The organism is Mycobacterium sp. ML4, from assembly GCF_054515735.1.
In genome coordinates this window covers 78,471-90,024 of the sequence record NZ_JBTNSY010000008.1, presented here as the reverse complement: position 1 = coordinate 90,024, position 11,554 = coordinate 78,471, and the positions used below count along the sequence as shown (strand labels likewise).

Genomic DNA, 11,554 nt, shown 5'->3' with positions numbered 1-11,554 from the left:
ATGATCGACAGACTCACCAAGATCCAGTTATCCATCTTTGCGGTGATCACCGTGATCACCCTGACCGTGATGGCCATCTTCTACCTGCGACTGCCGGCCACGTTCGGCATCGGAACCTACGGCGTCAGCGCCGATTTCGTCGCCGGCGGCGGAATCTACAAGAACGCCAATGTGACCTACCGCGGTGTCGCGGTGGGTCGGGTGGAGTCGGTGCAACTCAATCCCAGTGGCGTCACCGCCGAGATGAGACTCAACAGCGGAACGCCGATTCCCGCGAACGTCACCGCGACGGTCAAGAGCGTGTCGGCGGTCGGCGAGCAGTACATCGACCTGGTCCCACCGGCCGACCCGGCGCCCGGCAAGTTGCGCAACGGAGCCAAGATCGACCGTGCCAACACCCGCATCGGTCAGGACGTCGCCGACCTGCTCAAGAAGGCGGAGAAGCTGGTCAACAGCCTCGGCGACACCCGGTTACGGGAGGTGCTGCACGAGGCCTTCCTCGCGACCAACGGCACCGGCCCCGAGTTGGCCAGGTTGGTGGAATCGGCGCGGCTGCTCGTGGACGAGGCCAACGCCGATTACCCGCAGGTATCGCAGTTGATCGATCAGGCGGGCCCGTTCCTGCAGGCCCAGGTGCGCGCCGGCGCCGACATCAAGTCGCTGTCCGACGGGTTGGCGCGGTTCACCTCCGAGGTTCGCCGGGCCGATCCGAGGCTGCGTGACACCCTGGCCACGGCGCCCGGCGCGCTCGACGAGGCCAGCAACACCTTCACCGGCATCCGCCCGTCGTTCCCGGCGCTGGCGGCCAACATGGCCAACCTGGGCCGGGTCGGCGTGATCTATCACAAGTCGATCGAGCAGCTGCTCGTCGTCTTCCCGGCTCTGTTCGCGGCGATCACCACCGCCGCCGGTGGCGTGCCACAGGACGAGGGCGCCAAGCTGGACTTCAAGGTCGACCTCAACGACCCGCCCCCGTGCAGCACCGGCTTCATCCCGTCACCGTTGATGCGCTCGCCCGCCGATGAAACGGTGCGCGAAGTCCCGCGGGACATGTACTGCAAGACCGCGCCGAACGACCCGAGCGCTGTGCGTGGTGCCCGTAACTACCCGTGCCAGGAGTTCCCGGGCAAGCGCGCCCCGACGGTGCAGCTATGCCGCGACCCGAAGGGCTACATCCCGCTCGGAACCAACCCATGGCGCGGTCCGCCGATTCCCTACGGCACCCCGGTGACCAACGGGCTGAATATCCTGCCGCCCAACCACTTCCCGTTCATCCCGCCGGGAACCGATCCGGATCCGGGCATTCCGATCGCGGGCCCGCCGCCGCCCGGTGTAACCCCCGGCCCGGGTCCGGCGCCGAATCAGCCGGCCTATGACCCGCCGCCGCCGAACAACACGCCGCCGCCCCCGGGCAATCCGGCGTGGATGCCGCCGAATTATCCCCCGGTGCCGCCGCAGATCCCATACCCGAAGTACATCGAGCCGCCGGGGCCGCCGGTGGGCACCGGTCCGGAAGCCAACGGCGCCGCGTACACCACCACCTATGACCCTTCCACCGGCAGGTTCAGGGACCCGGCAGGAGGCACTGGTATCTTCGCGTCCGGCGTTACCGGCACATCCAGCGCCGAAAGCTGGGTTGACCTGATGCTCGCTCCGAAGCCTTCTTAGTGGATTCAGTGGTGACAGAAGAACAAACGAGGCCCCAGCGCGTTCGCCGCCGGGCATCGCGCGCGGCGGGTCCGCCGGAGAACGCGTCGGTCAGCGACGCAGCGGCCCCGGGCAAGGCTGTGCCCGGGCCAGACACGGCCGTCGAGAGGAAAGCGGCGCCAACGCGGCCCGCCAAGAAGAAGAGTGCGTCCCTGACCAAGCCCGTCCGGCCGCCGCGGCGGCGACGGCCGCACGGACCGATGGTCGGCTGGGTCTTGCTGGCTGCCTCGGTCCTGGTGATCGCCGGCCTGGTTTGGGGTGTCGTCGTGCTGGTTTCGCAGCACCGCGCAGCCGATGCGCGGCAGGCCCGCGAGCAACGCTTCGTCGACACGGCATCGCAGACCGTGGTCAACATGTACAGCTACACCCAGGACACCATCGACGAGTCGGTCAACCGGTTCGTCAACGGCACCAGCGGACCGCTGCGCAGCAAGTTTGGCGCCGACAACGTCGAGTTTCTGAAGCAGCTGTACCGCAAGACCAACGCAACTTCAGAAGCGGTGATCAACGGTGCCGCGCTGGAAAGCATCGATAACGTCAGTGACAACGCGTCGGTTCTGGTCGCGGTGCGGGTGACCGTGGCCGACGTCGACGGAGTGAACAAGCCCTCCGAGCCGTACCGGCTGCGGGTGATCGTGCACCAGGACGAGCGCGGCCAGATGACCGCGTATGACCTGATGTATCCCAACGGAGGCAACTGATGCGCTCGTTGCGCTGGCTTATCACGGTCGCCGGCGTCCTTGCGGCTGCCGTGATCGTCGGGCTGTCGGCGGTCGGCGGCTGGTTCTACTGGGATCGGGTGGAGGCCCAAGGTGAACGGGCAGCCCGGGCTGAGTTGCCGAAGCTGGCCGAAAAGGAGATCCCGCAGTTCTTCGGGTACGACTTCCAGACCATCGAGCGCAGCCTCAACGACGTGTATCCGTTGCTGACGCCCGACTACCGGCAGGAGTTCAGGAAGGTCGTCAACGCCCAGATCATTCCCGAGGCCAAGAAGCGGGAGATGGTGGTCCAGGCGGATGTCGTAGGCGTGGGAGTGATGGCCGCCAAACGCAATTCGGCGACCGCGATGGTGTATATGAATCGCACGGTGACCGACAAGTCACGCGAGCCGCACTACGACGGCAGCCGCTTACGGGTCGAGTTCCAGCGCATCGACGGCAAGTGGCTGATCTCCTACATCACGCCGATCTAGAAGCAGATCGCAATCTCGTTGCAGTCCATGGGGTAACGCTGCACCGGGCTGGGCGGCGGACCGGCCAGTTGCAGTGAGAACGGTTCCTTCTTCATGTCGGGCTGCAGGCCGCACACCGCCCCGTGCAAGGTGGTGTGGGTGCCGGTCAGGGTTTCGTCGCTGAACGCATAGGTTTCGGTGGTCTCGCCGAATCCGCCGCTCGGGCATGCCACACCCTCGGCCTTGCTGACGGTGAAGGTCCACAGCATGCTGCTCATCCGCGCCCGCGCGCTGAAGTTCTGCAGGTTTTCGGCGCGGCTGTTGTTGGCCGGGGTCGTACTCACCACGTTCAGCGCGCAGTTCATCGCGAAGACGATCGGGTCCGAGTAGTCGTTCATATTGCGGGTGCCCGACGGCTGCGCGCACAGCGCGGTGATGTTCCAGGTAGCGCCCGAGACGCCCGCCTCATTCAGCGTGTAGGCGCCGTCCGCCGGGGGACCGATCGCATACGCCGGGTTTTCCGATTCCAATGCCAGGCCTGCTGCAAGGGCCGAGCCGACGGCGGCACCGATGGCCAGCCCGCGACGGATTCTCACGCGTCCCCCTTGCCCGGTTCGGTCTGCATGTCCAAGCGCTGCAACTGAGTATCACAGCGATCGGGCGCGAAAACCATCGGTTGGCCCGGTCAGTCTTTGCGACCGGGTTTCGGTTCTTCCCCGTGGGAAGCGAGCGCATCGAGAAACGAACGGGCCCAACGGTCCACGTCATGGGCCAGCACCTGTCGGCGCATGGCGCGCATCCGGCGCCGGCCCTCTTCCCCGGTCTGGTTGAGTGCCGCCTCGATCGCGTCCTTGACGCCTTCGAGGTCGTGCGGGTTGACCAGATACGCCTGACGTAGTTCGGCTGCGGCGCCGGTGAATTCGGACAGGACCAGGGCGCCGCCGAGGTCGCTGCGGCAGGCGACGTACTCCTTGGCGACCAGGTTCATTCCGTCCCGCATCGGGGTGACCAGCATGACGTCGCTGGCCACGAAGAACGCGATGAGCTCGTCGCGGGGGACCGGGCGGTGCAGGTAGTGCACCACGGGGTGGGCAACCTCGGCGTACTCGCCGTTGATGTGGCCCACTTGCCGCTCGATGTCGTTGCGCAGGATTTGGTAGCTCTCCACGCGTTCGCGGCTGGGCGTGGCCAGCTGGATCAGCACGGTGTCGTCGCGTTTGGCCCGGCCCTCTTCGAGAAGTTCGTTGAACGCCCGCAGCCGCACATCGATGCCCTTGGTGTAGTCGAGCCGGTCGACGCCGAGCAGCACCTTGCGCGGGTTGCCGAGTTCGGCGCGGATCTCGCGGGCCCTACGCCGGATGTTGCGGTCGCGGGCCGCGTGGTCGAGTGCCCCGGAGTCGATGGAGATGGGGAAGGCGCCCACCCGCACGGTCCGGGAATCGAACTCGATTTCGCCGAACCGCGAACGCACCCCGATGGATCCGCGCGAGGTATTGGCGTCCAGCAATTGTCGCGCCAGGTACAGGAAGTTCTGGGCGCCACCGGCCAGATGGAACCCCACCAGGTCCGCCCCCAGCAGACCCTCGATGATCTCGGTGCGCCACGGCAGCTGACGGAACAGCTCGATGGGTGGGAACGGGATGTGCAGGAAGAAGCCGATGGTCAGATCGGGGCGCATGGTGCGCAGCATCTTCGGCACCAGTTGCAGCTGATAGTCCTGCACCCAGACGGTTCCGCCCTTGGCCGCGGCGCGGGCGGTGGCCTCGGCGAAACGGCGATTGACGTCGACGTATCGATCCCACCATTCGCGGTGGTAGATCGGCTTGACGATGACGTCGTGATACAGCGGCCACAGCGTGGCGTTCGAGAAGCCTTCGTAGTATTGGGCGACGTCGTCCGAACTCAGCCACACCGGGTGCAGGGTCAGCTCGTCCTGGACGATCGGCTCCCGATCGGGCTCCGCGATATCGTCACTGACCAGGCCGGGCCACCCGATCCAGGCGCCGCGGCGTTTGCGCAACAGCGGCTCCAGTGCGGTGACCAGACCGCCGGGGCTGCGCTTCCACGTGGTGGTGCCGTCGGGAGCCCGTTCCATATCGACCGGCAGCCGGTTGGCCACCACCACGAAGTCGGAGTCTCCGAACCCGGCAGGCTCTTGCGAAGCCCGGCCGCGCCTGGCGGCCATTAGCCGTCGTGCTTCGCCGGACCAATACCGAGCATGGACAAGAAGATGCGGCACTCATCGGCATCGTTGGCGTAAGCGGCGACGACCCGCCGGGCCTGGCTCGCGGTGCTGTCGGCCAGCGGTTCCACGTCGCCGATGTCACCATGGTCAGTTTTTGTGGGCATCCGTTAATGCTATGCCAAGCCTGGTCGCGCCCCCCTCCGAGTCCGCGACCCAGCGGCACCCCACTTACACACTCGCCGTAATGTGTAAAGCCAAGCTCAGGACAAGTGAGGTGGGCGGAATGACAGTTTCCGATCAGACCAGCGCTGCAGCAGGGTCGGAGAAGGCTCAAACACCGCAGATGGTGGTCTACGAAACCCTCGATGAGGGCCGCATCGCGCGGATCTGGCTGAACCGGCCCGAGGCCCACAACGCGCAGAACCGCACCCTGCTGGTGCAGCTCGACGAGGCCTTCTCGCGAGCGGAGGCCGACGACACCGTGCGGGTGGTGATCCTTGCGGCGCGTGGCCGCAACTTCTCGGCGGGCCACGACCTCGGCTCCGAAGAGGCGATGCTGGAGCGCAAGCCGGGGCCGCAACAGCACCCGACCTTCCGCTCACACGGCGCCACGCTCGAGCCGATCGTCGAAAAGCTCTATCACCAGGAGTGGCACTTCTTCTTCGAGAACACCCGTCGCTGGCGCGACCTGCGCAAGATCACCATCGCCTCGGTGCAGGGCAATGCGATCTCGGCCGGGCTGATGCTGATCTGGGCCTGCGATTTGATCGTCGCGGCGGACAACGCCCGGTTCAGCGACGTCGTCGCGGTGAGACTGGGCATGCCGGGCGTCGAATATTACGCCCACCCTTGGGAATTCGGTGCCCGCAAGGCCAAAGAACTACTGCTGACCGGTGATTCGCTGGACGCCGACGAAGCCTACCGGCTGGGCATGGTGTCCAAGGTATTCCCGGTCGCCGAGATCGAGGACAAGACCCTCGAGTTCGCGCGGCGCATCGCCGAACGACCCACCATGGCCTCGCTTCTGGTGAAGGCCTCCGTCAATGCCGCTGCCGACGCGATGGGTTTCACCGAAGCGCTGCGCCACGCGTTCCACGTCCACGAACTCGGGCACGCGCACTGGGCCGCGCACAACGAGAACAGATTTCCGGTCGGGATGCCGCCCGACGTCGAGGACTGGCGCACCGCCAAACCGACCAAGGTCGCCCGCCGCGATACGCCGTGACGTCCGTGGTTCGATAGCGATGTTTCAACTCTCGGCGTGAGGGGCCCTCGTGGAGCTTTCGTTCACCGACCGGACCTACCTGGTGACCGGCGGCGGTAGCGGTATCGGCAAGGCTGTGGCGACCGGCCTGGTCGGTGGCGGCGCGTCGGTGATGATCGTGGGCCGCAACGCCGACCGGCTGGCGGGAGCCGTCGAGGAGATCGAGGGTCTGCAACTGTCCGGCTCGATTCGCTACGAACCCGCCGACGTCACCAACGAAGACGAGGTCGCCCGCGCGGTGGACGCCGCAACGGCGTGGCACGGCCGTCTGTACGGTGTCGTGCACAGCGCGGGCGGCTCCCTGACGGTGGGGCCGATCACCCACACCGATTCGGAGGCCTGGCGTCGCACCGTCGACCTCAACGTCAACGGCACCATGTACGTGCTCAAGCACGCCGCGCGCGAGTTGGTGCGCGGCGGCGGTGGGTCCTTCGTCGCTATCTCCTCCATCGCAGCCAGCAACACGCACCGCTGGTTCGGGCCGTACGGGGTCACCAAGTCCGCCATCGACCACATGATGCAGCTGGCCGCGGATGAACTCGGGGCGTCCTGGGTGCGGGCCAACAGCATCCGTCCCGGCCTGATCCGCACGGATCTGGTGGACGCCAGCGTCATTCAGTCGCCGGAGATCAGCGGCGACTACGCGCTATGCACGCCCCTGCCGCGGGTGGGGGAAGTCGAGGACGTCGCGAACCTGGCGATGTTCCTGCTCAGTGATGCGGCCAGCTTCATCACCGGACAATGCATCAACGTCGACGGCGGACACATGTTGCGCCGCGGCCCCGACTACTCGTCGATGATGGAACAGATGTTCGGCGCCGACGCTCTGCGTGGCGTCGTCTGATTCCAGGCGGTTGCATTCGTTTATTCCGTAGCGCACGTTTTTGGTACGCGCGTGCTTATCGGGCCGTCTGTCAAGAGCTTCGACAGAATGCGCCCTGATGTTCAATAAAATGATTTTCGGTCCTGCTGCTGGACAAAAGCGTGCTAGGTTGCGATATGTTCGTTATCCGTTCGATATATGCCCGTGATCGGCAACGTATGTCGTATGAATTAAGGAACCAGACATGTCGTCGGTGATTGTCGAACCCGAGCTGCTGGCGACCACTGCGGCGGATGTCGCGGGGATCGGCTCGACGCTGAGCGCCGCCAACGCCGCGGCCGTGGCTCCCACGACGGGCCTGGCGGCGCTCGGCGTCGACGAGGTATCCGCGGCCGTGAATCAGTTTTTCAACCTGCAGGCCACGCAGTACCAGGCCATCAGCGCCCAGATCGTAGCCGGCCTCGACGCCCGGATCAGGCAGCTGCTCAATGCAGGTGCGCAGTGGTATGCCGACACCGAGACGGCGGTTGCGGCCACGTTGCACAATGCGGAGCGCCAGCTGCAAGGTGTGGTGAGCCTGCTGACCGGCCGGCCGGCGCCGGCCACACCGGCCACACCGTCCACGCCGACACCGTCCGAGCCCACCACGCCGGTCACTCCTACCACTCCGCCGAGCACCCCCGCCGGACTATCCGCGACATACTCGACGACCTCGCAATGGGACAGCGGTTTCATCGGGAAGTACACGATCACCAATTCCGGCGCCAGCCCGGTAAACAATTGGCAGCTGCAATTCACGATGCCGACCGGCTCAGCCGTCACCAGTGCCTGGGACGCCAGACTCATCACCTCCGGCGCACCGCAGTACACGCTGACTCCGCAGAGCTACAACGCGACCATCCAGCCCGGCTCATCGGTTTCGGTCGGCTTCCAGGCCGCCCAGACCGGCGGTTACTCGCCACCGACCAATTTGCTGGTCAACGGCAGCCCGATCACGCCGACGACGCCGGCGCCGCCGACGAACCCGACGCCCCCCACCACGCCCCCGACGGTCCCGACCGGCGGCACCGTCATCTCGACCCAGTACGGATCGACGACGATCACCGGCGGCTATGTGGTGCAGAACAACGCGTGGAACAACCCGGGCGGTCAGGCCATCACCGTCAGCCAAACCGGCTTCACCATCACCACCGAAAACGGCTCCGCCCCCACCAACGGCGCCCCGCTGGGGTATCCCTCGGTCTATGCGGGCGTGCACTACGGCAACGCGTCGACGGGCACCAACCTGCCGATCCAGCTGGGCCAGATCAACAGCGCGATCACCAGCATCGACTACAACTACGTCACCGGCGGCACCTGGGACGCCGCCTACGACATCTGGCTGGATCCCACGCCCAAGACCACCGGGGTCAACAACCAGGAGATCATGGTCTGGTTCAACCACCAGGGGCCCATCCAGCCGGTGGGTTCGCCGGTGGGCAACACCACGATCAACGGCAAGACCTTCGTGGTCTGGGACGGCAGCAACGGGCAGAACAACGTGATGTCCTACGTCGCCACCGCGCCCATCGAGGTGTGGAGCTTCGACGTGCTGGACTTCGTCGACCACACGGCCACGATGGAGCCGATCAACAACTCGTGGTACCTGACGAGCATCCAGGCCGGCTTCGAACCGTGGAATGGCGGCGTGGGCCTCGGTGTCGACTCCTTCTCCGCCACGGTCAACTAGGACTCGCTACCCGCGTTACGCTCGCCGCATGAAGCGACTGGACGGTCAGCGGATCCTGGTGACCGGCGCCGGCTCGGGGATTGGTCAAGCCACCGCGCTGCGGCTGCTCGACGAGGGTGCGGTGGTGGTCGGTGCCGACATCGCGGCAGACGGCCTGCTCGTCACCAGCGACAGGGCGGCGGCAACCGGCGAACGGTTCACCACGAGCGTCATCGATGTCGCCGACGAACGCTCGGTCATCGCCGGGGTGCGCGGCGCCATCGACACGCTCGGCGGGCTGGATTCACTGGTCAACGCCGCCGGGATCCTGCGCGCCGCACATACCCACCAGACCAGCCTCGAGCTGTGGAACAGCATTCTCGCCGTCAACCTGACCGGCACGTTCCTGGTCGTCCGCGAGGCGTTGCCGACATTGCTGGACAACCCGCGCAGCACCGTCGTGAACTTCAGCTCCACCTCGGCGAGCTTCGCGCACCCGTACATGGCGGCCTACGCCGCCAGCAAGGGCGGCGTCCAGGCGTTCACCCACTCGCTGGCACTGGAATACGCCGCCGCCGGCCTGCGCGCGGTCTGTGTGGCCCCCGGCAGCATCAAGTCCGGCATCACCGACGCCACCGGTGGCTACATTCCGAAAGACGCCAACTGGTCGCTGCTGCGCCGGCTGATGCCGATCCTGCCCACCACGGAGAAATCCAGCGGCGCCGGAATGGCCGACCCGTCGGTGATCGCCGGCGTCATCGCGATGCTGGTGTCCGAGGACGGCAGGTTCATCACCGGGACCGAGATCCGCATCGACGGCGGGACGCACGCCTAACTGCGCTCGGCACGCATCAGTTCACGCACGGAACCCCGCCGCCGTCGATCGGCTTGCCCTGGTCGGGTGTCGGGTAAGTGGTAAAAGTGCCGTTGTAGTAGTACCCGTTGCTGCTGGGCTTGGTTGTGGTCGTGGTTGTGGTGGTGCTGCTCGAGCTGGTCGCGTCGAGCGCTTCGTCGGGCGCCAGCAGCGAGAAATTAGTGTCGACGGTCACCCGGATGTGCCCGGGCGCGATGCCGGGGTCGGCTTGCCTGGGGGCATCGACACCGAGCAGGGTGGCCATATTCTGCGCGTCGTTCTCCGCGCCCGTGCCGTATTGAATGGTGGTCGTGGACGGGTCGCCCGATTCGCGGTCGCGCACCTGTCCGGCGGTGTACCCGCGCTTCTTGAGGGCATTGGATACCTGGGTTGCCATGCCGCTGATGCTGCCGGCGTTGACGACGTCGACGATCGTCGACGGGTTTGGTCTGGTGCTCGTCGTGGTGGGCGCCGCCGAGGGGGAGGCCGTCCCGAGCGCAGCCGCGACCTCAGCCTTGATCGCCGCCGGATCGATGATGTTGACGTCCTGCCCGTCGATGTTGTCGTAGCGGACCACGGGCAGGGTGCGGAACTCGACGTTCCCGCCGGCCAGGTCGCCCATCCGGCGGAAGAGCGCCTCGTCCCAGCCGGCGGACAGCACGACGTCTTTGCGTGCGACGGCCATCAGACTGTTCAGCCGGTCGAAATTGGTGAAGGTGCCGGTGTCCTGCAGCTCGTGCATGACCGACGAAAGGAAGGCCTGCTGGCGGTGGGTCCGGTCCAGGTCGCCGTTCTCCAGACCGTGCCGCTGCCGGACGAACGACAGCGCCTGCGATGCGTCCAGGCGTTGCCGGCCGGCCGGAAAGTCGGCCCCGGAATACGAGTCGTAGACGGGGTGGTTCAGACACACCTCGACGCCGCCCAGCGTCTGGGCCAGGTCATAGAAACCGGCCAGGTTGATTTCGGCGAAGTAGTCGATCGGAACCCCGGTCAGGCTGCGTACCGCGCGCAGTGTGGCGGCCCGCCCGGCTTCGCGGCCCCGCGCCTCGAGTTCACGCTGTGAGCTCACGCCCTGGTTGGCCAGTTGGTTGGCGACGTACTGCTTGGTGAGGCCGTAGGCCTCCTTGATCTTGATGTGGTTGTAGCCCGGAACGCCGTTGAAGGCGACCCAGTCGTCCCGGGGGATCGAGAAGGCGACGACATTCCCGTCGGCGCCGACGTGCACCAGGATCAGAGTGTTGGTGTTGTAACCGCCCTGGTCGGAATCGCCGGCGTGCAGATACTTCAGGATCGACCAGGGCAGGTCGTTGCCTTCCTGGTCTCTGCGGGAGTCCAGACCGATCAGCAGGATATTCATGGTGTTGCCGGTGGACCTGGGGTCTTCGGCGGTCAGGGCCTGCGAAATCGTGATACCGCCGAGTGCGCCGTGCGCCACGTAATAGCCCGCGCCGGTCATTCCCAGCGCCACCACCGAGACCAGCGTCATGAAGCCGCGCGACAGCCGCTTGCGGATTTGTGACGGCTGCCTGACGACACGGCGACGGTGAGCGCCGCCGGAACGCGCCACTAGCGGCCCCGACCGAACACCAGCGCACCGGCCGGTGCCGGGCCGGCGGTTTGCGGTGAAGTCGTCGGACGCATGCCGTCCAGTATGCGATAGCTTGCTGGGAACCCCCCAACAAAAAGTTGCTGATGTGGGCAGATTCACCTGAGAACGCCGCGCGTGTCGGCGCCGTCGAAATCCGTGTTGCCACGAGTTTTGGGCTAGAATCCGCGGAGCCCGTGGGGTCCGGACCGGGCGGGCGCGCTCGGGTCTCATAAAGGCCGTGACTTGTGGTTGCTG

11 protein-coding genes and 1 pseudogene are annotated in these 11,554 nt (G+C 66.2%); 8 read left to right on the top strand and 4 right to left on the bottom strand.

Features of this window, described 5'->3' with window-relative positions; genetic code table 11:
* From ACX9NE_RS10900 to ACX9NE_RS10890, 3 genes are read left to right on the top strand one after another with little or no spacing between them, the layout of a single operon-like run.
* Entirely contained in the window at nucleotides 1-1,668 is a 1,668-nt protein-coding gene (locus ACX9NE_RS10900) for a virulence factor Mce family protein (protein WP_459361785.1), read from the top strand.
* Complete coding sequence (locus ACX9NE_RS10895; protein ID WP_459361786.1) at nucleotides 1,668-2,408, top strand: mammalian cell entry protein; 741 nt, start codon at nucleotides 1,668-1,670, stop codon at nucleotides 2,406-2,408. The genes ACX9NE_RS10900 and ACX9NE_RS10895 overlap by 1 nt, the downstream gene beginning before the upstream one ends.
* A gap of 8 nt (nucleotides 2,409-2,416) precedes the next feature.
* Nucleotides 2,417-2,899, top strand: coding sequence for a mammalian cell entry protein (locus tag ACX9NE_RS10890; RefSeq protein WP_459361899.1), 483 nt, complete (start codon nucleotides 2,417-2,419; stop codon nucleotides 2,897-2,899).
* Here ACX9NE_RS10890 and ACX9NE_RS10885 read toward each other — a convergent pair.
* The 3 genes from ACX9NE_RS10885 to ACX9NE_RS10875 form a co-directional block, all read right to left on the bottom strand.
* On the bottom strand, nucleotides 2,896-3,474 hold the full coding sequence (locus ACX9NE_RS10885) for a hypothetical protein (RefSeq protein WP_459361787.1): 579 nt from the start codon (nucleotides 3,472-3,474) through the stop codon (nucleotides 2,896-2,898). The genes ACX9NE_RS10890 and ACX9NE_RS10885 overlap by 4 nt on opposite strands.
* An 89-nt stretch (nucleotides 3,475-3,563) precedes the next feature.
* On the bottom strand, nucleotides 3,564-5,063 hold the full coding sequence (locus ACX9NE_RS10880) for an alpha,alpha-trehalose-phosphate synthase (UDP-forming) (RefSeq protein ID WP_459361788.1): 1,500 nt from the start codon (nucleotides 5,061-5,063) through the stop codon (nucleotides 3,564-3,566).
* Nucleotides 5,063-5,227, bottom strand: a complete 165-nt coding sequence (locus ACX9NE_RS10875) for a hypothetical protein (RefSeq protein ID WP_459361789.1) — start codon at nucleotides 5,225-5,227, stop codon at nucleotides 5,063-5,065. The genes ACX9NE_RS10880 and ACX9NE_RS10875 overlap by 1 nt, the downstream gene beginning before the upstream one ends.
* Nucleotides 5,228-5,406: 179 nt before the next feature.
* Between ACX9NE_RS10875 and ACX9NE_RS10870 the strand changes: the two genes are divergently transcribed.
* The 5 genes and pseudogenes from ACX9NE_RS10870 to ACX9NE_RS10850 all read left to right on the top strand — a co-directional run bounded on the left by ACX9NE_RS10870 (nucleotide 5,407) and on the right by ACX9NE_RS10850 (nucleotide 9,693).
* Nucleotides 5,407-6,288 carry an enoyl-CoA hydratase gene (locus tag ACX9NE_RS10870; protein WP_459361901.1) on the top strand — a complete coding sequence of 294 codons (882 nt, stop codon included), beginning with the start codon at nucleotides 5,407-5,409 and terminating at the stop codon, nucleotides 6,286-6,288.
* 49 nt (nucleotides 6,289-6,337) lie between these two features.
* Nucleotides 6,338-7,171 (top strand): SDR family oxidoreductase, encoded by an 834-nt coding sequence (locus ACX9NE_RS10865; RefSeq protein WP_459361790.1) that lies wholly within the window; start codon nucleotides 6,338-6,340, stop codon nucleotides 7,169-7,171.
* 223 nt (nucleotides 7,172-7,394) lie between these two features.
* A pseudogene (locus ACX9NE_RS10860) lies at nucleotides 7,395-8,126 on the top strand (cellulose binding domain-containing protein); the annotation flags it as partial.
* Nucleotides 8,127-8,264: 138 nt separating this feature from the next.
* The gene (locus ACX9NE_RS10855) at nucleotides 8,265-8,879 is read left to right on the top strand and encodes a GH12 family glycosyl hydrolase domain-containing protein (RefSeq protein WP_459377726.1); all 615 of its coding nucleotides are present in this window, start codon (nucleotides 8,265-8,267) and stop codon (nucleotides 8,877-8,879) included.
* A gap of 28 nt (nucleotides 8,880-8,907) precedes the next feature.
* The gene (locus tag ACX9NE_RS10850; protein WP_459361791.1) at nucleotides 8,908-9,693 is read left to right on the top strand and encodes an SDR family NAD(P)-dependent oxidoreductase; all 786 of its coding nucleotides are present in this window, start codon (nucleotides 8,908-8,910) and stop codon (nucleotides 9,691-9,693) included.
* Nucleotides 9,694-9,709: 16 nt separating this feature from the next.
* Here the strand turns inward: ACX9NE_RS10850 and ACX9NE_RS10845 are convergent, their stop codons facing one another.
* Complete coding sequence (locus ACX9NE_RS10845) at nucleotides 9,710-11,278, bottom strand: LCP family protein (RefSeq protein ID WP_459361792.1); 1,569 nt, start codon at nucleotides 11,276-11,278, stop codon at nucleotides 9,710-9,712.
* Between the last annotated feature and the right edge of the window lie 276 nt (nucleotides 11,279-11,554).

Coding starts and splice junctions, on each gene's coding strand:
- ACX9NE_RS10850 (WP_459361791.1), top strand. CDS start 8,908: ATGAAGCGACTGGACGGTCAGCGGATCCTGGTGACCGGCGCCGGCTCG.
- ACX9NE_RS10875 (WP_459361789.1), bottom strand. CDS start 5,227: ATGCCCACAAAAACTGACCATGGTGACATCGGCGACGTGGAACCGCTG.
- ACX9NE_RS10880 (WP_459361788.1), bottom strand. CDS start 5,063: ATGGCCGCCAGGCGCGGCCGGGCTTCGCAAGAGCCTGCCGGGTTCGGA.
- ACX9NE_RS10900 (WP_459361785.1), top strand. CDS start 1: ATGATCGACAGACTCACCAAGATCCAGTTATCCATCTTTGCGGTGATC.
- ACX9NE_RS10870 (WP_459361901.1), top strand. CDS start 5,407: ATGGTGGTCTACGAAACCCTCGATGAGGGCCGCATCGCGCGGATCTGG.